This window comes from Dyella sp. OK584 (assembly GCF_057787755.1).
In genome coordinates this window covers 3,687,539-3,713,445 of sequence record NZ_CM173542.1, presented here as the reverse complement: position 1 = coordinate 3,713,445, position 25,907 = coordinate 3,687,539, and the positions used below count along the sequence as shown (strand labels likewise).

Genomic DNA, 25,907 nt, shown 5'->3' with positions numbered 1-25,907 from the left:
ATGAACCGCCTCAACTGGAATGCACTGGATGGTGTCGGACAGCGCGAAGCACTGTCACGACCTGCGCAATCGCGTGCAGAGAGCTTGCGTAGTGGCGTGGAACAGATCGTCGCCCGCGTACGGGCAGATGGCGACGCGGCATTGCGTGAACTGAGCGCGCGCTTTGACCGCGCGACGTTGGACACTATCGAAGTGACGGAGCAGGAGTTTCGCGATGCGGAAGCCCGCCTGACTCCGGAACTGAAGGCCGCCATCGGAGAGGCCGCCTCGCGCATCGATGCATTCCATCGCGCCGCTGCACCGCAACCGGTAGCGCTGGATACCGCCAACGGCGTGCGGGTGGAACGCGTGCTGCGACCGATCAAGCGCGTAGGGCTCTACGTGCCGGCAGGCAGCGCGCCGTTGCCGTCTACCGCGCTGATGCTGGGCGTGCCGGCGCGCATTGCCGGATGCGCCGAGGCCGTACTGTGTTCACCCGCGCGCGTCGACGGCCGCTGTGACGAAGCGGTGCTCTACGCCGCGCGCCTTACCGGCGTGCACCGGGTATTCAAGCTTGGTGGTGCGCAAGCGATTGCCGCAATGGCTTACGGCACCGAATCCGTGCCCAAGTGCGACAAGCTGTTCGGTCCCGGCAATGCCTGGGTTACCGAAGCCAAATTGCAGGTATCTGCCGACCCGGATGGTGCCGCCATCGACATGCCGGCCGGCCCATCGGAAGTACTGGTGATTGCCGATGACGAGGCCAACGCTGTCTTCGTCGCCGCCGATCTCCTGTCTCAGGCGGAGCATGGCCCGGATTCGCAAGTGATCCTGCTGAGCCCTTCCGTGGCGCTGCTCGATGCTGTCGAAGGCGAGGTTGTACGACAGTGCGCTGCCTTGCCGCGTGCCGACATTGCGGAGAAGGCTTTGCTGCAGAGTCGCCTTATCGAGGTGTCTTCGCTGGAGCAAGCTGTCGAGGTTAGCAACCGTTACGCGCCCGAGCATCTGATTTTGCAGGTTCGCGAACCGCGCGACTTGCTGTATGGCATCGAAAGCGCTGGCTCGGTATTCCTCGGTGCATGGACACCCGAATCGGTAGGTGACTATTGCAGCGGCAGCAACCATGTCCTGCCAACCTATGGCTACGCGCGCAGCTACAGCGGCGTATCCGTGGCCAGCTTCCAGAAGCAGATCACCGTGCAGGAGTTGTCCGCCGATGGTTTGCGCGCCATCGGCCCTTGCACCGCGATACTGGCGGCAGCCGAGCAGCTCGAGGGGCATCGCCGCGCCGTTACGCTGCGCCTGGCAGCGCTGGAGGATGCAGCATGAGCGTGCTTGACCTCGCACGCCCCGAGATTCGCGCCATGCAGCCGTATTCCTCCGCACGCATGGAGGCCAGCGGCGGCAAGATCATGCTCAACGCCAATGAGTCTGCGTGGGCGCCGCCCGGTGATCACGAGCTGGGTTGCAACCGCTATCCCGACCCGCAACCACGCGAACTTATCGACGCGCTGGCTGCACTCTATGGCGTACGCCCGGCGCAGGTGCTGGTGGGACGCGGCAGCGACGAGGCCATTGATCTGCTGGTGCGTGCCTTTTGCCGCGCCGGCGAGGACGCCATCGCCATCCAGCCGCCCACCTTCGGCATGTACGCTGTCAGTGCCCGTATCCAGAACGCGGCGGTTGTCGAGGTGCCACTGGCGGAAAACTTTTCGCTTGACGTGGATACCGTGCTTGCGGCGCTGACCCCGGCAGTGAAACTGGTGTTCGTCTGCACACCCAACAATCCGACCGGACAGCTGGTGACCCAGGCTCAGGTCGAGCGCCTCGCGCAAGCACTGTACGGCCGTGCGCTGCTGGTGGTGGATGAGGCATATGTCGAGTTCGCCGATGCGGCGACCGTGGCGACGCTGATCGATCACCATGACAACCTCGCGGTACTTCGTACTCTGTCCAAGGCTTGGGCACTGGCCGGCGCACGCATCGGTACGCTGCTTGCCAACGAGGATGTGATCGCGCTGCTCCGCCGCATCATCGCGCCGTACCCGCTGCCGCGGCCCTGCGTGTCGCTGGCATTGGAAGCCTTGTCGCCGCAAGGCCAGCAAGAGGCACGCCAGCACATCGAGGTCGTCCGCACGCAACGCTCACGAATGGCCGTCGCCCTGACCGGGTTGCCGGGCGTGCGCGAAGTGTTGCCTTCCCAGGCCAATTTTCTTGCCGTGCGTTTCGACGATGCGGCAGCGGTGTATCAGCGTTTATTGGAGGCCGGCATCGTGGTGCGTGACGTCCGCCGCTACCCACGGCTTGCTGACGCGCTGCGGATCACCATGGGGACGCCGGTGGAGAACGATCGCGTTCTCGCCGTACTGAAGGATCTGGCCATGGACAACGTGACGTCAGCTGCTGGATCGGCATCAGGTAAAAGAGCATGAGCCGAAAGATACTTTTCATCGATCGCGACGGCTGCCTCATCGAGGAGCCTGAAGATTTCCAGATCGACAGCTACGAGAAGTTCGCCTTGTTGCCTGGCGTCATCGGGGCGCTGCAGCGTTGCGTGACTGCCGGTTACGAACTGGTGATGGTGACCAATCAGGACGGTCTGGGCACGGCCAGTTTTCCGGAGGCGGGTTTTGCGGGGCCGCACGAACTGCTGATGCGAATCCTCGCCTCGCAAGGCATCCGTGTGCACGAGGTGCTGATCGACCGAAGCTTCCTGCATGAGCGCAAGGATACCCGCAAGCCAGGCATCGGCATGCTGCGCCACTACCTGGCCGATGATGGTTGGAGCCGCGCGGCGTCCGCCATGGTCGGCGATCGCGAAACCGACCTGCAGTTCGCCGCCAACATGGGTGTTCGCGGCTTTCGCGTGGGCGCCCAAGGACTGAGCTGGGACGAGATCGCGCACCAGCTGCTTGACGCGCCGCGCATGGCCACGGTGGAGCGAAACACGCGCGAGACGCGCATTACCGTCAGCGTGAACCTGGACAAGACGGCTGATCCGCAGATCCACACGGGACTTAACTTCTTCGATCACATGCTGGAGCAGATCGGCAAGCATGGCGGTTTCGCGCTGGTGCTTCGCTGCGATGGCGACACGCATATCGACGAACACCACACCATGGAAGATTGCGCGCTCGCCCTCGGGCAAGCGCTGCGGCAGGCACTGGGCGACAAGCGTGGGATCGCGCGCTACGGATTCACCTTGCCGATGGACGAGTCGCATGCCAGCGCCGCACTCGATCTTTCCGGGCGGCCATACTTCGTGTTCGAAGGGCAGTTTCCGCGCGAGCGCGTGGGCGATGTGCCTACCGAACTGGTGCCGCACTTCTTCCGATCGCTGTGCGAGACGCTGGGCGCGAACCTGCACCTGAGCGTGCACGGCGACAATGCACACCACATGGTGGAAGCCTGCTTCAAGGTGGTGGCACGTACACTGCGGCAGGCGATCCATCGCGAAGGAAGCGAGCTGCCGAGCACCAAGGGAGCGCTGTAGTGAGCGTGGTACTGGTTGATGCCGGTGGCACGAATATCGGCTCGGTTCGCTATGCATTGCAGCGGCTTGGCGTCGATGCGGCGCTGACCTCCGACGCGGCGACCATTCGTGCTGCCGACAAGGTCATCCTGCCGGGCGTGGGTGCCGCTGGGCCGGGCATGGCGCGCCTGCGGGAGCTGGGGCTGGTGGACCTGATGCGCTCGCTCATCCAGCCCGTGTTGGGCGTTTGCCTTGGCATGCAGCTGTTGTGCGAGCGCTCCGAGGAGGGCGACACGGACTGTCTCGGGCTGGTACCTGCCACCGTGCACCGTTTTGTCGAACAGCCTGGGCTGCGTGTGCCGCACATGGGATGGAACCGTTTGCATCGCCAGCGCGAACATCCCTTGTTGCGCGGGTTGGGCGAACAGGACTGGGCGTATTTCGTACACAGCTACGCCGTGCCTATGGGTGCTTACGCGCTGGCCAGCTCCGACTACGCCGGCGAGTTCGCTTGCGTGATCGCGCGTGACAATTTCCATGGTATGCAATTTCATCCCGAGCGCTCCGCCAAGGTTGGCGCTCGCCTGCTGAAGAACTTCCTCGAACTATGAGCTTCACCGTCATTCCTGCGATCGACTTGCGCGGCGGCCGTGTGGTGCGCCTCAAGCAAGGCGATTACGCGCAGCAGACCACGTACGACTTTGACCCTCGCAACCTGGCGCGTGATTACGCCCAGGCCGGGGCCCACTGGCTGCATCTGGTGGACCTGGACGGCGCGCGCGCCGGCAGCCTCGATAATCTTGCGGTGATCGAGGCGATTGCCAGCGATGGCATGCGCATTCAGGCGGGCGGCGGCGTGCGATCCGAGGCAGACGTGCAGCGGCTGTTCGGCGCCGGCGTAACGCGTGTGGTCGTGGGTAGCCTGGCGATCCGCGAACCGGAGCTGGTTGCTGGCTGGCTCAAAACGTATGGTGCCGACCGATTTACTCCGGCACTGGATACCTTGCAACGCGATGGCGCGTGGACGCTGCCCAGCGCCGGATGGACCGAAACGGAATCGCGCACGCTGGACGACCTTGCTCCGTGGTATGCCGAGCATGGTGCGAAACATCTGCTGTGCACCGATATCCAGCGCGACGGCATGCTCGCGGGTTTCAACCTCGAACTGTATCGCTACCTCGCCACGGCTGTGCCGTCACTTGCGGTACAGGCCTCCGGCGGCGTGCGCTCGCTGGAGGATATCCGCGCGGCCCGCGAAGCTGGCGCCCTCGGCGTCATTCTCGGGCGCGCACTGCTGGAGAGGCGCTTCAGCCTTGAGGAAGCACTGGCATGCTGAGCCGCCGGATCATTCCCTGCCTGGACGTGCGAGAGGGCAAAGTCGTGAAAGGTGTGCGCTTTCGCGACCACGTCGTGATGGGCGAAATCGTGGAACTGGCTCTTCGCTATCGCGATGAAGGTGCGGACGAGCTGGTGTTCTACGACATCACCGCCAGCCCGGAGGGGCGTAGTGTGGACCGCAGCTGGGTCGAGCGCGTGGCGCGGGTGATCGATATCCCGTTCTGTGTCGCCGGCGGCATTCGCAGTGTGGACGAAGCGCGGGCCGTGCTGCATGCCGGCGCCGACAAGATCTCGGTGAACTCACCGGCGCTTGAGCGCCCCGAATTGATCGACGAATTGGCTGCCGCGTTCGGCGTGCAGTGCGTGGTGGCGGGCGTGGATAGCCTGCGCGATGCCGATGGTGAATGGCGTGTACGTCAATACACCGGCGATCCTTCCCGCACACAAGCCTTGCCGCGACGCACGCTGGACTGGGTGGTCGAAGCGCAGCAGCGCGGTGCCGGTGAGATCGTGCTCAATTGCATGGGCAGCGATGGTGTGCGCCAAGGCTATGACCTTGAACAACTTGCCGCCGTGCGCGCCATTTGCCGGGTACCGTTGATTGCATCCGGTGGGGCAGGTGTCATCGAGCACTTCCGCGATGCCTTCGCACAAGCCGATGTGGACGGTGCGCTGGCCGCCTCCGTATTCCACTCGGGCGCCATCGCAATCCCCGCGTTGAAACAGACGCTGGCGGCCTGGGGCATCGTAATCAGGCTTTGAAAACGAATGACGGGTAGCGGAAGACGAGAGAGTACGCTGTCTCTCGCATTCGTTTCCCTTCGCGAGGAAACCAGATGACCACGACTAATCTCGACCCTTCACAACTCGACTGGTCCAAGGGTGATGGCTTGCTTCCCGTGGTCGTGCAGCACTGGCTGACCGGTGAAGTGTTGATGCTGGGCTACATGAATGATGAAGCGCTGGCGAAGACACAAGCGTCCGGGCTGGTGACTTTCTTCAGTCGCAGCAAACAGCGCCTGTGGACCAAGGGCGAAACGTCCGGTCACGTGCTGGCGTTGAAGTCGCTCCGTGTGGATTGCGATGCGGACACCGTGCTCGCGCTCGCCGAACCTCACGGCCCCACTTGCCACAAGGGCACCAGCAGTTGCTTTGGCAATGATGTGCGCCCGTTGTCGGGTTTTCTTGCCGAACTGGATGCCCTGGTGGCGAAGCGGGAAGCCGAGCGTCCGCCGGGTAGCTACACAACCCAACTGTTCGAAGGCGGCATTCGCCGCATCGCGCAAAAGGTCGGTGAAGAAGGCGTGGAAACCGCGCTTGCCGCCGTATCGCAGGATGACGAAGCCTTGCTCGGCGAAGCTGCCGACCTCGTGTTTCACCTTCTGGTGACATTGCGTGCCCGTGGCTTGGGCCTCTCGGACGTTGCAACGGTGCTGGCTGAAAGGCACGCGGTGCGCACCGCGCGTTGAGGGAGCATTGACCGCGTTGTTGCGCTGCCCCTCATAACCTCCCGGGAATAAGGCCACCAGCAAGTCGACTGAAGGCTAGCGCCGCCTTAACGGCGACTGTGATTGATTCTGTATCGGGCACGCAGACATCTCGGGGTACCGCTATGCCAGTGGCGTCGATTTGCTCAACGCAGGTGTGCGAGACGGGCCCGCAAGTGCAGGGCCGTGCTTTTTGATGGTGTCGATTTCCCGGTAACGCCTTCCAGTGTGAGGGCTGCTTTCACCAACGTTTTCTGGCAAGAGGATGGATGCTGGGTGACCTGCCATTGGCAGATCGCACGGCGTCGTGTCCGCAGTCCGAGGAGCGAGTTATGGCTGATATCGCGGTGATCGGTGGTGGTGCGGCGGGGGCGGCCGCTTTTGGAGAGCTGCTGGCGCAATTCGATGCGGGCACGATCCACTGGATCGTCGGCCAGCATGCGCCAGGCCGTGGTGTGGCCTACGGTACACGCGACGACAGGCATCTGCTCAACGTGCGGGCGGCCAGCATGGGGGTGTTTCAGGAACACCGCGATGATTTCATTCAGCACGCTTCACGTCAGTTGGGGCAGGTGAGGGGCACCGACTTTCTGCCGCGCCGGCTGTTCGGCGATTTCATCCAGGCGCAGGTGGGCGCACGCATCGATGCGGCACGTCGTGCCGGACGCAGTTTTCGTATTCACCCCGAGAGCGCGCGTGAAATTGTTCCCCGTGGCGAGGACGGTTATGCCGTGCGTGTGGGGGCTGGCCGCTGGCTTGAGGTTGGCCATGTCGTGCTGGCGGTGGGCGCTCTGACGCAGCGTCCCTTGCGCACGGTGTCGACCACGGCGCTCGCGGGTGGGGCCTACGAACTTGACCCATGGCGATTGGACCGGCATCCCAAGCCGCCGCGCCGCGTGCTCGTCATCGGTACCGGGCTCACCGCCGTCGACACTGTAATTTCAGCGGCCGTGCAATGGCCGCACGCCGAACTCGTCGCCGTGTCCCGGCATGGCTTGTGGCCGTTCACGCATTCAGCGCTGCCGCTTGGTCAGTATCCACGGCAGGACGAGCTCAATCAGGCATTGCTCGCCTGCGACGGTGTGGTACCCATGTTGCGCCTGGTGCGGCGGGCCATCGACGCTTCGCCGGAAACGGACTGGCGCAGCATCATCGATGGCATGCGCCCGATCAATGCACTGGTGTGGCAGCGGCTGAGTCATCTGCAGCGTCGCCAGTTTCTGCAGCACACGCGCTGGATATGGGAAGCATCGCGTCATCGCATGGCGCCAACCACTGGCGAGGTGATCCACCAGTTGCAGGAGGAGGGACGTCTGCAGGTGCATGCCGCGCGTGTGCTGGATGTCGATGGCACGTCACCGCTGCAGGTGACGTTGCGCGAGCGGGCGACACAGCTCGTCAGCACGCTCGAGGCGGACTTGGTGATCCAGGCTACCGGATTGGATACGGCCGTAGCGTACGGTGCGCATGACCTGCTGTCGCAATTGCTGCGCGATGGATTGGCCGTGGCCGATCCCTTGCAGTTGGGCGTGCTGGCGCGGCCCGATGGTCAGCTGCTTGGCGCCGCTGGCGAACCGCAGCCCGGTCTGCATGCGATCGGGTCGTTGTTGCGTGGAAACCTGTGGGAATGCACCGCCATGCCCGAAATACGGACGGCGGCTCATCGCCTGGCGGTTCAGCTGGCGCGCAGCGGCACTTCCACCGCCTCGCGTGACAGTGTCGGTGGGGGACCATGAAGCGGATAGGTGTTGGCGGCGCGCTGATTTTGCGCATGGCCAGGCCATGAGGTTATGCCATATTGCGATTATGCCGCTGTGCAACCGGGCGATAGTCTCGTCGTCACATCATCCGCAGGAGGCGTCATGAAGAAGTTCATCCCTGTCCTGCTTGCCGCTGTTGGCATGCTGCTCACCGCGGCGGTGGCAGCCAAGGATGTCACGCTGCTCAACGTGTCCTACGATCCCACCAGGGAGCTTTATCGCCAGGTCAACAGCGCCTTCGTCGCGCAGTGGAAGGCGCAGCATGGCGACAATGTGACCGTGCAGATGTCGCACGGTGGATCGGGAAAGCAAGCGCGCTCCGTGGTTGATGGCCTGCCGGCGGACGTGGTGACGCTCGCGCTGGCCTATGACATCGATGCCATCGCCGATCATGGCCTGCTGTCGAAGGAATGGCAGCGCCGTCTGCCCAACAATGCTTCGCCGTATACGTCCACCATCGTGTTCCTGGTGCGCAAGGGCAACCCCAAGGGCATCAAGGACTGGGCGGACCTGGTGCGTCCGGGCGTGCAGGTCGTGACGCCCAATCCGAAATCTTCCGGTGGTGCGCGCTGGAATTTCCTGGCCGCCTGGGGCTACGCGTTGAAGCAGCCGGGCGGCAGCGATGTCACCGCCAAAACGTTCGTGAAGGAGTTGTACACGCACGTGCCGGTGCTCGACACGGGCGCGCGCGGTGCTACCAACACCTTCGTCCAGCGCGGTATCGGTGATGTGCTGATTGCCTGGGAGAACGAGGCGCTGCTGGCGCGGCAGGAGCTTGGCAAGGACAAGTTCGAGATTGTGGTGCCGTCCATCACCATCCTGGCCGAGCCGCCGGTGGCCGTGGTCGATGCGAATGCAGACAAGCACGGTACGCGTGCCGTCGCGGATGCGTATGTGCAGTTCCTTTATTCGCCGCAAGGGCAGGAGATTGCTGCGAAGAGCTACTACCGGCCTCGTTCGCCGAACGTCGCTGCACGTTATGCAAGCCAGTTTCCGGCTACCCATACCTTCACCATCAACGAGGTGTTTGGCAACTGGCGCCAGGCTCAGGCGAAGTTCTTCAACGAAGGCGCCATCTTCGACCAGTTAGGCGCGGGAAACTGAGCCGATGCGACGGCAGGTGCTTCCAGGTTTCGGCATCAGCCTCGGCTACGCGCTGATCTATCTGGGGCTGATCGTCCTGCTACCGCTGGCGGCGCTGGCCTGGAAGGCGTCTGGCATCGGTATCGATGGGTTGATCCGTTTGTTGTCCGGGCCAAGGACGTTGGCAGCGTTGCGACTGAGTCTGGGCGGCGCTGTGCTGGCCGCGCTCATCAATGCGGTGATCGGCCTGCTGGTCGGCTGGGTGTTGGTGCGCTATCGCTTTCCGGGACGTAGGTTGTTCGATGCATTGGTAGATCTGCCATTTGCGCTGCCCACGGCGGTCGCGGGCATCGCGCTTACGACGCTGTATGCGCCGAACGGCTGGCTTGGCAGGTGGCTGGAACCATTGGGCATCAAGGTCGCCTACACGCCAATCGGCGTGTTCGTGGCGATGGTGTTCGTGGGGTTTCCGTTCGTGGTGCGTACGCTGCAGCCGGTGCTGGCATCGCTGGAGCGCGATGTGGAGGAGGCTGCCGAGAGCTTGGGCGCCCGGCGCTGGCAGACCTTCTTCCGCGTGATACTGCCGATGCTGGCGCCCACGCTGCTTACCGGTTTCGCGTTGGCACTGGCACGCGCCGTAGGCGAATACGGCTCGGTGATCTTTATCGCGGGCAATATCCCGATGCATTCGGAGATTGCGCCGCTGCTGATCGTGCAGAAGCTGGAACAGTTCGACTATGCCGGTGCCGCGGCCCTCGGCGCGGTCATGCTGCTGCTTTCGTTCGCCTTGTTGGTGATCGTGGCGTTGCTGCAACGCTGGAGCAATCGCTGGGCGGAGCGTGCGTCATGAATGGGCGGATAACTTCGCGATCGGTTGGTTGGCCACGCCGTGCAGCGCATGTTGCGCTGATCCTGGCTGCGGTGGTTTTTCTCGTGCTGTTTCTGCTGTTGCCGCTGGCCACGGTCTTCGTGGAGGCGTTCCGTCAGGGCGTTATGCCTTATGTCGCGGCTATCCGGCAGCCGGAGGCGCTGGCAGCCATTCGCCTGACGCTCATCGTGGCGGTCATCGCCGTGCCGCTCAACGTGATATTCGGCGTCGCCGCCGCCTGGGCGATGACGCGTTTCGAATTTCGCGGCAAGGCGCTGCTTGGTGCGCTCATCGACTTGCCGTTTTCCGTGTCGCCGGTGATCTCGGGCCTGGTCTATGTGCTGTTGTTTGGCGCGCAGGGTTGGTTCGGTCCATGGCTGGAAGTGCACGGCGTGAAGATCATCTTCGCTGTCCCGGGCCTGGTGCTGGCGACGATCTTCATCACCTTGCCGTTCGTGGCGCGCGAGCTGATACCGCTGATGCAGTCACAAGGCAGCGAGGAAGAAGAAGCCGCACGCGTGCTCGGTGCGAGCGGTTGGCAGATGTTCTTCCGCGTCACCTTGCCCAATATCCGCTGGGCACTGCTGTATGGCGTGTTGCTGTGCAATGCCCGCGCCATGGGCGAGTTTGGTGCGGTGTCCGTTGTGTCAGGCCATATCCGGGGGCTTACCACCACCATGCCACTGGAAGTGGAGATGCGTTACAACGAATACGACTACGTGGGTGCCTTCGCGGTCGCTTCGCTGCTGGCCATGCTGGCGCTGGTCACTCTGGCGGTGAAAACCCTGCTGGAATGGCGCTATGGTGACGAGATCGCCGCACATGCGCCCGGCGGTCATTGAGGACGTGGCATGACGCTCGAACTGTCCCGTCTGAATCGTCGTTTCGCCGAATACCAGGCGCTAGACGACGTCAGCCTGACGATCGCTCCCGGAGAGTTCCTGGCGCTGCTTGGTCCTTCCGGATCGGGCAAGACCACCTTGCTGCGCATCCTTGCTGGCCTGGACTGCCCGGACAACGGCCGTGTGGACAAGGACGGACAGGATTTCCTGGCCACACCCGCGCGTGAACGCAAGATTGGCATGGTGTTTCAGCATTACGCGCTGTTCCGGCACCTCACCGTGATCGAGAACATCGCATTCGGCTTGCGTGTGCGTTCATGGCGGAAGCGTCCCTCCCGTGTGGAAATCCGCGAGCGGGTCGATCGCCTGCTGCGACGCGTGCAACTGGAAGGACTGGGCAGTCGCTATCCCTCGCAGCTGTCAGGAGGGCAGCGTCAGCGCGTGGCGTTGGCCCGCGCGCTGGCGGTGGAACCCGATCTGCTGTTGCTGGATGAGCCGTTCGGTGCACTGGACGCGCAGGTTCGCGTCACGCTGCGGCGCTGGTTGCGCGAGCTGCATGAGGAACTGGAACTCACTACGGTCTTCGTGACCCACGACCAGGAGGAAGCACTGGAGCTGGCCGACCGTGTCGCCGTGATGAACAACGGCCGCGTCGAACAGGTCGGCTCGCCCGAGGTCATCTACCAGCAGCCCGCGACACCCTTCGTGTGCGAGTTCATCGGCAAGGTCAACCGGGTTAGCGTGCGACGCAACGCCATGGGTTTTGCCGCTGGCGGATGGATGCCCGACGGCGACCCGTGGCAGGGCCAGTTTGCCGAAGCGTTAGCGTATGTGCGGCCGGAGCAGTTGCGACTGGCGGTTCCGCCATCCCAACCGGGATGGGAAGCACGGCTGCGGCACATCTATCTCGCAGGCAGTGTGGCGCATCTCGAACTTTATATTGGTTCGCTGGACCAGACATTGGAAGCGGATATTGCCAGCGAAGATTTGTCGAGGCTGGGCCTGCATGCCGGCATGGAGTTGCGCGTGGCGCCTCGCAGTGCCGTGCTGTTCCCGAAGGACGGGAAGGGCGCCACGCTCAACCAGGAGCGCTGGATCTGGCACGCGAGGAGCCCGGTTCCCGCCTGAAAGGGCGTGTCTAACGCGTATCCGCGGGATGGGCAGGCGCGGCGAGCGGCAGGGTCGGCTTGAATGCTGTCGCCGGTCCCGGTGTTACATGCCGGCGCCACAGAGCCAGCTGGTCGGCAATGCCAGCGCCCGCGCTCATCTGGGGCTCCGACGGGGTGAGCTTGTCCTTCGCTTCCCATTGCGCAATCTCGCCGGAGGCCTGGTGGAAAGCTTCCATGAAGTCAGGTGTACGGTTGAGCGCGTCGACGAGCCAGGCGTGACCGAAGTAGGTAATGTCCGAATCGGTGCCGCAGCCGAATGAGCTGCGATCCGCGCGCGCCGCGGTGATCACGAGGGTGCCCGCGCCCTGGAGAGACGGCACGAACCCGCCGGAGTAGCAGGCGTTCACCACCACTACTTTCCACTTGAACGGGCGCTTGTTGAGGATGTCAGCCAGATCTGGCGCACCGATCTGGTCCAGCGGCAGCGGATCCATGTCGACCAGCAAGTTATGGTCTTCGTCGCCATGGGTGGTGAGGTACAGCAGCAGAATGTCCTCGTCCGGTTTCATCACATCGGCGAAACCATCCAGCGCTGTTTCCAGGTTGCTCCAGCTCGCCAACGGACGCTGCTCCAGCGTGCCCGGATTGTTCTCCAGCACCAGAACATGCGTCCCTGCACCGAAGCGCTGGGGAAACAGCTTTGCGGTGTATTCGGCCTCGTTGCGAAACACGTCTTGGCCGCCGTCGGCGCCGAACGCAAGCACATAGAGGTTGGGACGCCCGGCCACGCGCGGGCCCAGTTCAGCCAGCGCCTTGCGGACCATGCCGCGTTGCGCGTACATCACCTGCTCGGGCGATGGCGCCTGCTGTGGCCAGTTGTCCGACGCCGCGCTTTGGTCATCACCGGGTTCGGCCTCGGCAGGAGCCGTCACCGTCGCCGGTACCGCAACAGGGGTGCTGGCGGCGGTGGGTTCGGCAGCAGGCGGGGTGTGGTGCGCGAGCCCCATCATGAGCAACACACCGGCTGCGAAGGCGAGCAAGGCGGTCAGAGCGGTACGCATGGCGAAATTCCGCACAGGTCAGAGAATGATGCCGTCGAAATCGCGGTAAGCCGGATGTCGTGGTGCGTCAGGTATCGTCAGCGGCGCGCGCAGCAGCCACCCGGTGCGCAGGCCCGCCGTCTCCGCGGCGTCCAGCTCCTCCACAATGTCAGAGAGGAAGAGGATGTGGCCGGGCTGCTCGCCGATGGCTTCTGCGATTTTCTCGTAGGAGGCACGCTCGCGCTTGGGGCCCGTCTCGGTGTCGAAATAGCCGGCGAACAGCGGTGTCAGATCACCGGCTTCGCTGTATCGGAAGAACAGTTTCTGGGACGGCACCGAACCCGATGAGTAGACATACAGGTGAAGACCATCGGCGCGCCATGCATGCAGCCTGGCAGAGACCTCCGGATAGACATGGGCCTGGAACTCACCGTTCTCATAGCCGTCTTTCCAGATCATGCCCTGCAGCGCCTTGAGCGCCGTGGACTTGCGATCTTCGTCGATCCAGCGCAGCAGCAGCTCGATCACGTCCTGCCGTGGCGCCTCGATAATGCCGACCTCCTTGGCCGCCTCGTGTAGCCAATGCTGTATTTCCGGCGTATCGCCATGAGTTTCCACGTAGGCGGGCAGACGCTTGCGCGCATACGGAAACAGCACGTCCTTGACGAAGCTGATCGAGCTGGTGGTGCCCTCGATGTCGGTGACGATGGCGCGGATGACGGTCATGCGGGAAAGCCGGGGTGCAGGGGACCACAAGCTTACCCGCGGCGGGGTTTAGAGGGGAGGGGAAAAGGCGTAAGGCTTTATGTGGCCGATACCCGAAACCAAGGGCAGAGCCAGGGAATCCAATGCCCCGCTCGATACCGAAGCGCCGTCATCCCAGCGAAAGCTGGAATCCAGTGGCTTTGCTGCACTGTGCAAGAGCGCTGTTTCCTGGCGTTTCTCGGGACGGCAGGCTATTTTCCGGCGCCGGGTATTTAAGCCGCCGCAGCCGACGTATGCGGCACCATGCGCGGGAAACGCTCGGCAATATCCTCACCGGTGAACTGCGCGACCCAGCCTTCCTTGTTGGTGAAAAAGCGGATCGCCACGAAGTAGGGTGACTCGCTCATGTCGAACCAGTGGCGGGTGTTGTCGGGTACGCCGATCAGGTCGCCCTGTTCGCACAATATGTCGTAGACCTTGCCACCCAGATGCAAGGTGAATTGGCCGGCACCGGCAACAAAAAAGCGCACCTCATCTTCACTGTGGGTGTGTTCGCTGAGGAACTTCTGGCGCAAGGTTGCACGATCCGGATGGTCTGGCGTAAGGCTGATCACATCGACCGCCTGATAACCCTCCTGCGACATCAGCCGGTCGATATCGCTGCGATAGGCAGCGATCACTTCGTCCTGGCTGGCGCCCGGCGCGATGGGCTGGCTAGCCTCCCATTGCTCGAAACGCACGCCGACCTTTCCCAGTTCGTTCGCTATGTCAGCGTGCTCGGTATGCACGGACAGCGGAGCCTGTGGCTGGGTGTCGTTGAAGATGCGCAGACGGCTCATGCAGACAACCTCCGAAGATCAAGTTCGCAGCCGAGCAGAAATTCCAGCGCCTCCAGATGGCGGCGCGTTTCGGCCATGTCACGGCCCCAGGTATAGATGCCGTGGCCATTGATGAGATAGGCATGCAGCGGACGACCCGTATCGAGCCACTCGTCCACCTGCGCTACCAGTTCAGGCATGTGCTGGGTGTTCGGAAATACCGGAATCGCCAGCTCACTGTCGTGGGTGGTCTGGCCGGCGATCGCCTTCTGCAGCTCCCAGCCTTCGAGCTTCACCACGCCGTCGCGCGCGAACAGGCGCGAAGCCACGCTTTGCGTGCGTGAATGCGTGTGCAGCACTACGCCAATCTCGGGAAAGCGGCGATAGATCTGCGTATGCAGGTCGGTTTCCGCGCTGGGTCGTGCCGGGGTGCCCACGGCCTTGCCCTGCATGTCGATCACCATGATGTCATCACGACCCAGCTTGCCCTTGTCACGCCCGGAGATGGTGATGGCTGCAAAGTCGTTGTCCAGACGCATGGAGAAATTGCTGCTCGTGGCCGGCGTCCACCCGGCCGCGGCGAGTTCTCGCGCGGCCTCGGCGATGGCATCAGCCCGCTGCGCGAACAGTTCGGGTGAAATGGTGGCAGGAAGAATCTGGCTCATAAGGTATGGACGTCCAAACGAGATGAAACTATATCACGCTGCCTCTACGTCCACGGCGAAAATGCGATTCGTTCTCACGACTTATTCGCGAGACGAGTAGCATCCGGCGTAGATTCGCCACGGGCGTGGCGGATGCAGATGTTTATACAGACGGAGCTTGGACCAAATGTCGCATGATAAAGATATCGAATCGCGTCGCCGCTTTCTCAAGGCCGCAGCCGGGACTGCTGCCGCCGCTGTCGTGATCGGTGGCCTGCCACGCTTCGCGCGCGCTGCGGATCTGCCGCACCTTGCTGAGTCGGATCCGACGGCCAAAGCGCTGGGCTATGTCGAAGATGCCAGCAAGACGGCTGATGCCAAGCGCAAAGCAGGCGATACCTGCGTCAACTGCCAGTTCTATCAGGGCGGGGCGAGCGGCTTCGGCCCATGCCAGCTGTTCCCGGGCAAGTCTGTCAATCCGAAGGGCTGGTGCGTCTCGCACGCTGTCAAGAAAGCCTGAGCATTCTCTACTTCGTGTTGCCGAAGGCCGGCCATGATGCCGGCCTTCGCATTTTTGATGAGTGTGATCGCGGGACGCGCATGGCGAAGCGCGAATGAATCGCGCATCGCACAAGCATCGAAAGACAAAACTCAAGCCGAAGAACTCGGCGAGTAGAAGATGCTGCCCAGACGCGTCAGGCCGAGGAGCTGACCCGCCTGACGCGCCGGGCGGCAATCCGGGGCCCACTGCCAAGTGATCAACCCACGGAGCACAGATGATACTCCTGGAGGGTGAGTTTGGGGCTGGGCGGCCTCAAATTATTATCGAAAAAGTCTCGTTAAAATCAACAAAAACAAGCAGTTGCAATATAATTCGAGACTATGGATCACGAATGACAGCCAGGTGCAGGCAATTCGTTATGCCGGATGCGGCATGCCTGATTTTGCAATTTCGCCGAAATTTGAGTCAATTCGGCGAATATCGCTGATTTATTGACCAATTCGGCGGTGAAGCCGACTGTGACGAAGGCCGTAGCCGAAATAGATCGCCAGTCCGATCACCGTCCAGATGATCATCAGCAGCCAGTTGAACCACGCCATGGCACCGAGCAAGGCCAGGCAGCTCAGCACACCCGCGGGGCAGATCAGCCATGCCCACGGCACGCGGAAACCTCGGTGCAGCTGTGGCGCCGTATAGCGCAGGATCAGCACGCCCGCACACACCGCCACGAACGCGATGAGCGTGCCCATGGAGGTGAGGTCGGCGAGGAGATCCAGCGGAAATATCGCAGCCAGTATGGCGATGCCGATGCCTGTGATCACCGTGTTGATATGCGGCGTGCGGTGCTTCGGATGGATGCGATTGAACACCGGCGGCAACAAGCCGTCGCGCGACATGATCATGAAGATGCGCGGCTGCGCGATGATCATCACCAGAATCACCGACGATAGACCGATCATCGCGCCGATCTCCACCACCAGGCGCAGCCAGCCAAGCTCCGGATGGTTCCTGATCGCAGTAACCACCGGTTCGCTGGTGCCCAGCTGGGTGTAAGAAATCAGGCCAGTCAGCACGGCTGCCATCGCGAGATACAGGACTGTGCAGATCACGAGGGATACCAGCGTGCCGAATGGCAGGTCGCGCTGCGGATTCTTGCATTCCTGCGCGGCTGTGGATGTCGCCTCAAAGCCGATATAGGCGAAGAACACCATCGCGGCGCCGCGCATGATGCCGGACCAGCCGTACTTGCCCTGGCCTTCGTTGGCGGGAATGAAGGGATGCCAGTTTGCCGGGTCGATATAGCGATAGCCGGCGACCACTACGATGATGATCAGGCCCACCTTGAGCGCCACCATCAGCACGTTGAGGCCTGCCGACTCGCGGATGCCGACATAGCACAGTGCGGTGAGTGCCATCACGATTGCCACGGCGGGCAGGTTCATCAAATGGCCGGTAGCGACCAGATGTCCGTCGGTGAACGCCAGCGGCGCAGCCGTCAACGCCTCCGGCAGATGAATGCCTATGTGATCGAGCAGGCTGGTGAAATAGCCGGTCCAGCTGGCTGCCACGGCGGACGCGGAGATGCCGTATTCCAGCACCATGTTCCAGCCGATGAACCACGCCACCAGTTCGCCGAGCGTGGCGTAGGCATACGAATAGGAACTGCCCGAGATCGGGATCAGCGTGGCGAATTCGGCGTAGCACAGCGCTGTGAAGCCGCTGCAGATCGCCGCGAGCATGAAGGAGATCAGCACCGCGGGGCCTGCGTGTTCCGCTGCTGCCTGGCCGGTCACCACGAAGATGCCGGTGCCGATGACGGCGCCGATACCGAGTGCGGTGATACCCCAGGGGCCGAGCGTGCGGCGCAGGGTAGGTCCGTGGGAGGCGTCGTCGGCGTCGGAGAAGTCGGTCTTGCGGGCGAATAGCTGTTTGAGCATGCGTCAACCTGGTGGAGCGGAAGGCGACGGTATCGCCCTCGGTCGAAACGAGAGGGCCGGCACTAGGCCGGCCCTGAATGTTGGATCAGGAGTTTTGCTTGCGCAGCTTGCTATGGGAATAGCCATAGAAGAAATAAATCAGCATGCCAATCGTGGTCCAGCCCAGCATCAGTGGCCAGTTGACGCGGAACGACTGCCAGAACAAATACAGACAAATCACGGAGCCCAGAATGCTGACCACCCAGATGCCGGGGACGCGGAACGAACGGGGCAGGTCCGGTCGGGTATAGCGCAAGATCAGCACGCCGATGCACACCGTGGTGAAGGCCAGCAGGGTGCCCATCGACACGAGTTCACCCAGGATGCTTACCGGGAACAGGCCGGCAATCACGGCGGCCGTGACGCCCGCGATGATGGTGGCCACGTGCGGCGTGAAGTGCGACGGATGCACGCCCGCCATGGCCTTGGGCAGCAGACCGTCCTTCGCCATGCTGAAGAAGATGCGCGAGGTGCCCAGCAGCATCACCAGGATCACCGAACTCAGGCCGGCCAGCGCGCCGAACGACACAATCGCTTTCAGCCAGGTCAGCTGCGGATAGATGCTCAACGCGGTAGCCACCGGTTCGGGCGTACCCAACATGCGGTAGGGCGCGATGCCCGTCAGGGTCAGCGCCATCGCGATGTAGAGCACAGTGCAGACGAACAGCGAGCCGAGAATGCCGATAGGCATGTCGCGCTGCGGGTTCTTCGCCTCACCGGCGGCGGTGGACACCGCGTCGAAGCCCACGTAGGAGAAGAACACCAGCACCGCCGCGCGGAAGATACCGCTGGTGCCGAAGCGGCCAGGGGCTTCCTCCTTCGGAATGAACGGGTGCCAGTTCTCCGGATTGATGTAGCGGAACGCAAACACCAGGAACAGCAGAATCACGGCCACCTTGATCGTCACGATCACCGAATTGACGAAGGTGGATTGGGTGATGCCGACGTAGCAGAGTAGGGTGAGCGCGCCCACGATGAAGATGGCCGGCAGGTTGACCAGCGCGCCAGTGGCCACGATCTGGTGGGTGTCGGTGAACTTGAACGGGGCAGAGGCCAGGTAGTCAGGTAGGGCCAGCGACATGCCGGTCCAGTGACCGAGAATGGACAGACACTCGTTGAAGTAGCCTGACCAGCCCGCCGCCACGGTGGCGACGGCGAACAAATATTCGAGGACGAGATTCCAGCCGATGAACCAGGCGACGATCTCACCGAGGGTGGCATAGGAGTAAGCGTAAGCGCTGCCGGAGACCGGAATCATCGCGGCGAACTCGGCGTAACAGAGTCCGGCGAAGGCGCAGGCGATGCCGGCGACGATGAAGCTGATCACCAGTGCCGGGCCGGCATGTTCGGCGGCAGCCTGGCCGGTGATAACGAAAATACCAGCGCCGATGACTGCGCCGATACCAAGCATGACCAGGTGGCGTGCGGTGAGTACGCGCTTGAGGCTGGCTTCACCTTGCAGGGTGTCGTGTGGCAGCTCGCCAGCGTCGACATGTGGCGACGCCTGGATTGGATGCGTCGCAAACAGGTTTTTCAGCATGTTTCTCCCCTACCGCCTGTCTTGGTTCTTTCGTTTTTAAAAGCATGAAACCGTGACTTTCGCCACGGTTAGCGCGTCGCTACCCCTGCAACGACAGAGCACCATAGCCCAGCGGGGTGCGACGGTACAAGTTGCATTGCGGCTAGAAAGGGAGCACCTGGGACGGCTGGTGCCTGTCGCAGCGGCGTCTGGAATAATGCTGCCCCGCTGCCTTGCCTGGAGGTGGCGTTTCCCTGATTGTCACGGATCATCCATGAGCGGATTGCTCGCACAGTTTCGGCAGTACCTCCAGAAATGGCCAGAAGAAGACGGCTCGCAACATTTCATCGAATGGATCGCCGAGGGCACGCGAGCCTTTCAGCGTGAAGCACACGAGGGGCACTTCACCGGGTCGGCATGGTTGGTGAGTGCCGACGGCGAACGCGTGCTGCTCACCCATCACCGCAAGCTCGGTCGCTGGCTGCAGCTAGGCGGGCATGCCGATGGCGATGCCGACCTGGCGCGCGTGGCCCTGCGCGAAGCAGAAGAGGAATCCGGACTGGACGGACTGAGCGTGGAATCGGAGCCGTTCGATCTGGACCGTCACCGCATCCCGTCACGCGGCGACGAGCCGGAACATTGGCATTACGACGTGCGCTATGTCGTGTGGGCAAGCACCCATGAGGCATTCCTGGTCAGCGGGGAATCGCACGCGCTGGCATGGCGCTCCATCCGGGAGATTGCAAATGACTCATCCGGCGACGTATCGCTGAGGCGGATGGCCCGAAAATGGCTGATGCGCAAATAGTTGCGACTCAGCACTGCAAGTTCCACGCGCCGGTTCATCATCCGGAAATTCACCGGGATCATGCGCATAGAGCGCATCGACTGATTATTGGGCTGCCGCTCAGGCGTACTTTGCGGGCGCCGGATTCAGGTGGCCGCAATCCACACACGTGCGTGCCTCGATGGAGCGATAGAAGCGCTCGAACACCGGCGGGAAATCGTTTTCGATGCTGTCGAGAGTGAAGTACTCCTCATACAGCTTGTGATTGCAGCGCTCGCAGAACCATAGCAGGCCATCTTTTTCGCCGGCGAGACGGCGGCGTTCGATGACCAGACCGATCGAGTCCGGCATGCGCTGCGGCGAATGAGGCACACAGGGCGGCAGGTAGAACATCTGCCCGGCGCCGATGGGAATATCGCGCGCGACGCCTTCGTCCTGCACCTTCAGCACCATCTCGCCCTCAAGCTGGTAGAAGAATTCCGGACCTTCGTCGTAGTGGTAGTCCGTGCGTGCATTGGGACCACCAACGATCATCACGATGAAATCGCCGTCCACGATGCACTTGTTGCCCACCGGCGGCTTGAGCAGGTGACGGTGTTCGTCGATCCAGCGCTTCAGGTCGATGGGTGGCAGCAGGGACATGATGTGTTCCAGCGAAAATGTGGCATCAAGATAACCTCGAGAGCCCGTCTGGGGAATGCCTGTTCAGTCGATCCACCGGCCATCGCGGACGATGGCCTCCAGGCGCGAGAGATGGAGGGGCACTTCCAGGCCTTCGGCAGCGATCCAGTGGTCGTTGTAGCAGGTGTCGCGATAACGTTCGCCGCCATCGCAGATCAGCGTCACCACCGGGCCGCGCTCACCGCTGGCGCTGAGTTCCGCCATCAGTTGTAGCGCGCCGACCAGATTGGTACCGGTGGAGCCGCCACAGCGTCGGCCAAGCAATTGCTCCAGCAGGTGCAGTGCCGCGATGGAGGCGGCGTCGGGTACGCGCAGCATGCGATCGATTACTTTGGGCAGGAACGAGGGTTCCACCCGCGGGCGGCCGATGCCTTCGATGCGCGAACCGCGCGTCAGCTGCAGGCTGGCATCGCCGCTGGCGTAGTAGTCGTAGAACACTGAGTTTTCCGGGTCAACCACGGCAAGCCGAGCCGGTACATGTCGTGCCGAGCGATAGCGGATGTAGCGACCGATGGTGGCCGAGGTGCCGCCGGTGCCTGCCGGTACGACGATCCAGCGCGGATCCGAATCGGATTCGTTCTGCATCTGGCGGAAGATCGATTCGGCAATATTGTTGTTGCCACGCCAGTCGGTGGCGCGCTCCGCATAGGTGAACTGGTCCATGTAGTGGCCGTCGAGTTCGGCAGCCAGCCGCTGCGCCGCACCGTACACATCGGTGTCGTCGATGAAATGGCAGTGGCCGCCGAAGAATTCGATCTGTGCCACCTTGTCGCGCGAGGTGCTGCGGGGCATCACCGCGAAGAACGGGAGGCCGAGCAGGCGAGCGAAATACGCCTCGGAGATCGCGGTGCTGCCGCTCGAAGCTTCCACCACCGGCTGGTCGGCATTGAGCCAGCCGTTGCAGATGGCATACAGGAACAACGAGCGGGCCAGTCGGTGTTTGAGGCTGCCCGTGGGGTGGACGGATTCGTCCTTGAGGTAGAGCGGGATGCCTGGGAAGGCGGCGAGATCCAGGCGGATCAGATGGGTGTCGGCCGAGCGATGGGCTTCGGCCTCTAGGACTTGGACGGCTTGACGGGTCCAGGCGGTGTGCATTCAAGCAGTTTAGCGCCCGGGCGTGAGTGGGGCGTTGACGTTGATCAGTGCGCTCTTACTTCCTCTCCCCCGCGGGGAGGGGATTGAGATGAGGGGCGGGTGCTTGCGAGAGGGTTGAACAGAAAAGGACTTTCAGAAGCCGCCATCTATTTGGCGTCATCACAAGATTGTCCCCTCACCCCAGCCCTCTCCCCTTTGGGGAGAGGGAGCTAGAAGCTTCAGACTTCCAGCGTCGCCAGATCACCCTTTTCTTCCAGCCAAGCCTTGCGATCGCTCGCACGCTTCTTGGCCAGCAACATGTCCATCAGCTTGGTGGTGCCATCGTCACCGTCGACGGTGAGCTGCACCAGGCGGCGGGTGTCCGGATGGATGGTCGATTCGCGCAGCTGCGAGGGATTCATCTCGCCCAGGCCCTTGAAGCGGGTGGTGCTGACTGCACCCTTCATCTTTTCGCGCTGCACGCGCTCGAGCATCGCGTTCTTTTCGTTTTCGTCCAGGCAATAGAACACCTGCTTGCCCACGTCCACGCGAAACAGCGGCGGCATAGCAACGAAAACATGGCCCTCGCGCACCAGCGACGGGAAGTGACGCAGGAACAGGGCGCTGAGCAAGGTGGCGATGTGCAGCCCATCCGAATCGGCGTCGGCCAGGATGACCACCTTGCCGTAACGCAGACCGGAGAGGTCGTCCTTGCCAGGATCGCAACCGATCGCCACGGCGAGGTTGTGCACTTCCTCCGAGGCCAGCACCGAGCCGGATTCGACTTCCCAGGTGTTGAGGATCTTGCCGCGCAGCGGAAGGATCGCCTGGAATTCCTTGTCACGCGCCTGTTTGGCGCTGCCGCCCGCCGAGTCACCTTCGACCAGGAACAGCTCGGTGCGGGTCAAGTCGGTGGCGGTGCAGTCAGCCAGCTTGCCGGGCAGCGCGGGGCCCTGCGTGATCTTCTTGCGTACGACCTGCTTGGCGGCCTTCATGCGCGCGCTGGCGCGCTCGATGGCAAGCTGCGCGATGCGTTCGCCCAGATCCACATGCTGGTTGAGCCACAGACTGAAGGCGTCGTGGATGACGTTTTCCACCATGCCGGCCGCGTTACGCGACGACAGGCGTTCCTTGGTTTGGCCAGCGAACTGCGGATCCTGCAGCTTGGTCGAGAGCACGAAGGCGAGGCGCTCCCACACGTCTTCGGGCGCGAGTTTCACGCCACGCGGCAGCAGATTGCGGATATCGCAGAACTCGCGGATGGCATTGGTGAGGCCCGAGCGCAGGCCGTTCACGTGCGTGCCGCCCTGTGCGGTGGGAATCAGGTTGACGTAGCTTTCCTGCACCAGCTCGCCTTCCGGCAGCCAGGCCAGGGCGACGTCGAGGCCATCCGCCTCGCGCTGTATGTGGTGTACGAACAGCTCAGCTGGAATCGATTCGGCGCCGTCGAGTTCGTCGCGCAGATAATCGCGCAGGCCGTCCTCGTAGTACCACTCGTTGACTTCGGCGGTGGCTTCGTCAGTGAGCTTCACGATCAGGCCCGCGCACAGCACGGCCTTGGCGCGCAACAGGTGGCGCAGCTTAGACAGCGAGATCTTCGGCGAGTCGAAGTATTTTGGATCGGACCAGAAGCGCACGGTGGTGCCGGTCTTCTTCTTCGGCACCGTGCCGATGATGTCGAGATCGCTGACCCGGTCGCCGTGCTCGAACGCCATGCGGTATTCGTTGCCATCGCGGCGGATGGTGACTTCCACCCGGCTGGACAGCGCATTCACCACCGATACGCCCACGCCGTGCAGGCCGCCGGAGAAGTTGTAGTTCTTGCCGTTGAACTTGCCGCCCGCATGCAGGCGCGTGAGGATCAGTTCGACACCCGGGATACCTTCCTCAGGGTGAATGTCTACCGGCATGCCGCGGCCGTCGTCGCTTACTTCGACGGAGCCGTCGGTGTGCACGATCACTTCCAGCGTCTTGGCGTAGCCAGAGATGGCCTCGTCCACCGAGTTGTCGATCACTTCCTGCGCCAGGTGGTTCGGGCGGGAGGTATCGGTATACATGCCTGGGCGGCGCTTGACTGGGTCAAGGCCGGAGAGGACTTCAATGTCGGCGGCGTTGTAGCGACTGCTCATGGGGAGGTTTCGACGTGGTCGGACGCGGGAGGATGGGTTGCGGGGGCGGGCAGGTCAAGGGTGGCCTGCTTTGTGTAGGAGCGCACCCTGTGCGCGAACAGCCTACATGGTCACGGCGCGACGCCAGGTAGGGTCGCGCACAGGGTGCGCTCCTACAATGAACGGGTTACAGCGGTACGCAATGCCGTTCCAGCCAAGCCAGGTCCGCGTCTTCCAGCAAGGGTGCCAGTGCGGCCCGTACGGTGGCGTGATAGTCGTCCAGCCAGGCGCGTTCCTCGGGATTGAGCAGGCTTGGCTCAAATGCGCGACGGTCGAACGGGCAAAAGGTTAGCGTCTCGAAGGCGTAGAACTCGCCAAACTCGGTGCGGTCGGCCTCGACCACCACGGCAAGGTTCTCGTGTCGGATGCCGTGGCGGCCAGGCTTGTAAAGGCCGGGCTCGATGGACGTGATCATGCCCGGCTCCAGCGCCACCAACGCGGCGCCCGATACCGGCGGGCGAATGCCCTGCGGACCTTCATGCACATTGAGGAAGTAACCCACGCCGTGACCGGTGCCGTGGCCATAGTCCATACCGCTGGCCCACAGGGGCGCGCGAGCCAACGCATCCAGCTGCGGGCCGCTGGCGCCCTTGGGGAAGCGGGCGCGGCTGAGCGCGATCATGCCTTTCATCACCAGCGTGGCGTCGCGGCGCTGCTCGGCGGTGGTTTCGCCCAGCGCCAGCACGCGCGTGATGTCCGTGGTGCCGCCCAGGTACTGGCCACCGGAATCAATCAGCAGCAGACCTTGCGCCTTGAGTACGCTGTGAGCTTCGGGTGTGGCGCGGTAATGCGGCAGCGCGCCGTTGGCCTGATAACCGGCAATGGTGGAAAAGCTTTCGCCGATAAAGTCGGGTTGCGCTGAACGCTCTTCGCGTAGCAGCGCATCGACATCGAGTTCAGTCTGGCGCATGCCGGCGGTGACACGTTCCTCCAGCCGACGGAAGGCCCGTGCCAGTGCGGCACCATCGCGGCGCATCGCTTCGCGGATGTGATCGAGCTCGGCTTCGGACTTGCGCGCCTTGAATAACGTGGTGGGGTTGGCGGTCTCAATAGTGCGCACGGCCGGGGCGATCGCAGATGCAACCGAGACCACGACGCGGCCGCTGTCCAGCAGCAGGCGATCAGGCTCGCCCAGCTCGGCTAGAGCGTCGGTAACCGTCGCGTAGTCGGCAATGTGCACGTCATCGGCCGCCAGAGCGCCTACCAAGGCATCGGTAAGCTTGCCGCGACCCACAAACAACGTGGCGCGTCCTTCGGCCTGTATCAGCAGGTGGGCGAGGAACACGGGATTGCATTCCACATCGCTGCCACGCAGGTTGGTCAGCCAGGCGATATCGTCCAGGCTCGACACGAAATGGTGAGTGGCACCCAGCTTGCGCATCGCGGTGCGCAGGCGGCCAAGCTTTTTGCTGCGGGGCTGAATTGCGTAGCGCAGCGGGTGTTCGACCACCGGGGCGCGGGGCAGGGTTGGGCGATCTGGCCAGATCTGCGCGGGCAGGTCGAGGTCGGTACGCAAACCGGCGCCAATGTTCTCGAGCCTTCGTTCCAGCTGGCGTGCAGTGGCCAGCGACAGGCTGTCGCCGGTCACCGCCAGCGTCTGGCCGGCGTGCAGGTGCTGCTGCAGCCATTCGATGTGTTCGGGCGCGTGCGCCACACGCTGCTTCATCAATTCGATGCCGCTGCCGGCCAGTTGCTGCGTGGCCTGGGCGAAGTAGCGTGAATCGGTCCACAGGCCCGCATGGTCCGCGGTGACTATCAGTATGCCTGCCGATCCGGTGAATCCGGACAGCCAGGCTCTGGCCTGCCAATGCGCAGGCAGGTACTCGGAAAGGTGCGGGTCGGCACTGGGAATCAGGCAGGCGGCAACGCCGTGCTGCTGCATCGCGTGTCGCAGGGTGGCCAGTTTCGCGGGTGTGGTTTGGTCCATCGGGGCATGGTAGCAGGGCCATGCGTATCGCCCATTTCCAGCGTTTCGGAGGCGATTTTTCGCTCGAGAAGCGGGTGCTGGCTATTGCATTTGCGAGTCAAGTTGCCACGGTGCAGTGCGCAAGAATC

General features: G+C 62.9%; 24 protein-coding genes. 14 read left to right on the top strand and 10 right to left on the bottom strand.

The window, feature by feature from the left end; translation table 11 throughout:
• The 12 genes from hisD (at position 1) to AC3CBN_RS16730 (ending at position 11,957) form a co-directional block, all read left to right on the top strand.
• Positions 1-1,308: a histidinol dehydrogenase gene (gene hisD / locus AC3CBN_RS16785; protein WP_488634129.1), complete on the top strand. Its 1,308-nt coding sequence runs from the start codon at positions 1-3 to the stop codon at positions 1,306-1,308.
• Positions 1,305-2,411 carry a histidinol-phosphate transaminase gene (gene hisC, locus AC3CBN_RS16780; RefSeq protein WP_488634128.1) on the top strand — a complete coding sequence of 369 codons (1,107 nt, stop codon included), beginning with the start codon at positions 1,305-1,307 and terminating at the stop codon, positions 2,409-2,411. Before hisD ends, hisC begins: the two co-directional genes overlap by 4 nt.
• Positions 2,408-3,472 carry a bifunctional histidinol-phosphatase/imidazoleglycerol-phosphate dehydratase HisB gene (hisB, locus tag AC3CBN_RS16775; protein ID WP_488634127.1) on the top strand — a complete coding sequence of 355 codons (1,065 nt, stop codon included), beginning with the start codon at positions 2,408-2,410 and terminating at the stop codon, positions 3,470-3,472. The genes hisC and hisB overlap by 4 nt, the downstream gene beginning before the upstream one ends.
• Positions 3,472-4,062 (top strand): imidazole glycerol phosphate synthase subunit HisH, encoded by a 591-nt coding sequence (hisH, locus tag AC3CBN_RS16770; RefSeq protein WP_488634126.1) that lies wholly within the window; start codon positions 3,472-3,474, stop codon positions 4,060-4,062. The genes hisB and hisH overlap by 1 nt, the downstream gene beginning before the upstream one ends.
• Positions 4,059-4,787 (top strand): 1-(5-phosphoribosyl)-5-[(5-phosphoribosylamino)methylideneamino]imidazole-4-carboxamide isomerase, encoded by a 729-nt coding sequence (gene hisA / locus AC3CBN_RS16765; RefSeq protein ID WP_488634125.1) that lies wholly within the window; start codon positions 4,059-4,061, stop codon positions 4,785-4,787. The genes hisH and hisA overlap by 4 nt, the downstream gene beginning before the upstream one ends.
• Positions 4,781-5,551, top strand: a complete 771-nt coding sequence (gene hisF / locus AC3CBN_RS16760) for an imidazole glycerol phosphate synthase subunit HisF (RefSeq protein ID WP_488634124.1) — start codon at positions 4,781-4,783, stop codon at positions 5,549-5,551. The genes hisA and hisF overlap by 7 nt, the downstream gene beginning before the upstream one ends.
• Before the next feature lie 74 nt (positions 5,552-5,625).
• Positions 5,626-6,258 (top strand): bifunctional phosphoribosyl-AMP cyclohydrolase/phosphoribosyl-ATP diphosphatase HisIE, encoded by a 633-nt coding sequence (gene hisIE / locus AC3CBN_RS16755; protein ID WP_488634123.1) that lies wholly within the window; start codon positions 5,626-5,628, stop codon positions 6,256-6,258.
• Between the two features lie 350 nt (positions 6,259-6,608).
• A complete protein-coding gene (locus tag AC3CBN_RS16750; RefSeq protein ID WP_488634122.1) occupies positions 6,609-8,012 on the top strand; it encodes an FAD/NAD(P)-binding protein in 1,404 nt (467 codons plus the stop codon).
• A gap of 126 nt (positions 8,013-8,138) precedes the next feature.
• A complete protein-coding gene (locus AC3CBN_RS16745; RefSeq protein WP_488634121.1) occupies positions 8,139-9,140 on the top strand; it encodes a sulfate ABC transporter substrate-binding protein in 1,002 nt (333 codons plus the stop codon).
• A 4-nt stretch (positions 9,141-9,144) separates the two neighbouring features.
• Positions 9,145-9,969 (top strand): sulfate ABC transporter permease subunit CysT, encoded by an 825-nt coding sequence (cysT, locus tag AC3CBN_RS16740; protein ID WP_488634120.1) that lies wholly within the window; start codon positions 9,145-9,147, stop codon positions 9,967-9,969.
• Entirely contained in the window at positions 9,966-10,829 is an 864-nt protein-coding gene (cysW, locus tag AC3CBN_RS16735) for a sulfate ABC transporter permease subunit CysW (protein WP_488634119.1), read from the top strand. The genes cysT and cysW overlap by 4 nt, the downstream gene beginning before the upstream one ends.
• A gap of 9 nt (positions 10,830-10,838) precedes the next feature.
• The gene (locus AC3CBN_RS16730; RefSeq protein WP_488634118.1) at positions 10,839-11,957 is read left to right on the top strand and encodes a sulfate/molybdate ABC transporter ATP-binding protein; all 1,119 of its coding nucleotides are present in this window, start codon (positions 10,839-10,841) and stop codon (positions 11,955-11,957) included.
• Between the two features lie 10 nt (positions 11,958-11,967).
• On the opposite strand, the gene AC3CBN_RS16725 is transcribed toward AC3CBN_RS16730, so the two are convergent.
• From AC3CBN_RS16725 to AC3CBN_RS16710, 4 genes are all read right to left on the bottom strand, one after another.
• Positions 11,968-12,999, bottom strand: coding sequence for a C13 family peptidase (locus AC3CBN_RS16725; protein ID WP_488634117.1), 1,032 nt, complete (start codon positions 12,997-12,999; stop codon positions 11,968-11,970).
• 18 nt (positions 13,000-13,017) lie between these two features.
• A complete protein-coding gene (mtnC, locus tag AC3CBN_RS16720; RefSeq protein WP_488634116.1) occupies positions 13,018-13,704 on the bottom strand; it encodes an acireductone synthase in 687 nt (228 codons plus the stop codon).
• 251 nt (positions 13,705-13,955) lie between these two features.
• Positions 13,956-14,522, bottom strand: coding sequence for a 1,2-dihydroxy-3-keto-5-methylthiopentene dioxygenase (locus tag AC3CBN_RS16715; protein ID WP_488634115.1), 567 nt, complete (start codon positions 14,520-14,522; stop codon positions 13,956-13,958).
• Positions 14,519-15,166, bottom strand: a complete 648-nt coding sequence (locus AC3CBN_RS16710) for a methylthioribulose 1-phosphate dehydratase (protein ID WP_488634114.1) — start codon at positions 15,164-15,166, stop codon at positions 14,519-14,521. Before AC3CBN_RS16710 ends, AC3CBN_RS16715 begins: the two co-directional genes overlap by 4 nt.
• 166 nt (positions 15,167-15,332) lie before the next feature.
• On the opposite strand from AC3CBN_RS16710, the gene AC3CBN_RS16705 reads away from it, so the two are divergent.
• Entirely contained in the window at positions 15,333-15,665 is a 333-nt protein-coding gene (locus tag AC3CBN_RS16705; protein WP_488634113.1) for a high-potential iron-sulfur protein, read from the top strand.
• A gap of 470 nt (positions 15,666-16,135) precedes the next feature.
• On the opposite strand, the gene AC3CBN_RS16700 is transcribed toward AC3CBN_RS16705, so the two are convergent.
• Entirely contained in the window at positions 16,136-17,584 is a 1,449-nt protein-coding gene (locus tag AC3CBN_RS16700) for an amino acid permease (protein WP_488634112.1), read from the bottom strand.
• A gap of 85 nt (positions 17,585-17,669) precedes the next feature.
• On the bottom strand, positions 17,670-19,163 hold the full coding sequence (locus AC3CBN_RS16695) for an amino acid permease (protein WP_488634111.1): 1,494 nt from the start codon (positions 19,161-19,163) through the stop codon (positions 17,670-17,672).
• A gap of 253 nt (positions 19,164-19,416) precedes the next feature.
• Between AC3CBN_RS16695 and AC3CBN_RS16690 the strand changes: the two genes are divergently transcribed.
• Entirely contained in the window at positions 19,417-19,950 is a 534-nt protein-coding gene (locus AC3CBN_RS16690) for an NUDIX hydrolase (RefSeq protein ID WP_488634110.1), read from the top strand.
• A 99-nt stretch (positions 19,951-20,049) separates the two neighbouring features.
• On the opposite strand, the gene AC3CBN_RS16685 is transcribed toward AC3CBN_RS16690, so the two are convergent.
• From AC3CBN_RS16685 to AC3CBN_RS16670, 4 genes are all read right to left on the bottom strand, one after another.
• Positions 20,050-20,571 carry a 3-hydroxyanthranilate 3,4-dioxygenase gene (locus tag AC3CBN_RS16685; protein ID WP_488634109.1) on the bottom strand — a complete coding sequence of 174 codons (522 nt, stop codon included), beginning with the start codon at positions 20,569-20,571 and terminating at the stop codon, positions 20,050-20,052.
• Between the two features lie 63 nt (positions 20,572-20,634).
• A complete protein-coding gene (locus tag AC3CBN_RS16680) occupies positions 20,635-21,705 on the bottom strand; it encodes a PLP-dependent cysteine synthase family protein (protein WP_488634108.1) in 1,071 nt (356 codons plus the stop codon).
• Between the two features lie 218 nt (positions 21,706-21,923).
• Complete coding sequence (gene parE / locus AC3CBN_RS16675; RefSeq protein ID WP_488634107.1) at positions 21,924-23,813, bottom strand: DNA topoisomerase IV subunit B; 1,890 nt, start codon at positions 23,811-23,813, stop codon at positions 21,924-21,926.
• 166 nt (positions 23,814-23,979) lie between these two features.
• Entirely contained in the window at positions 23,980-25,779 is a 1,800-nt protein-coding gene (locus AC3CBN_RS16670; protein WP_488634106.1) for an aminopeptidase P family protein, read from the bottom strand.
• Positions 25,780-25,907 lie beyond the last annotated feature (128 nt).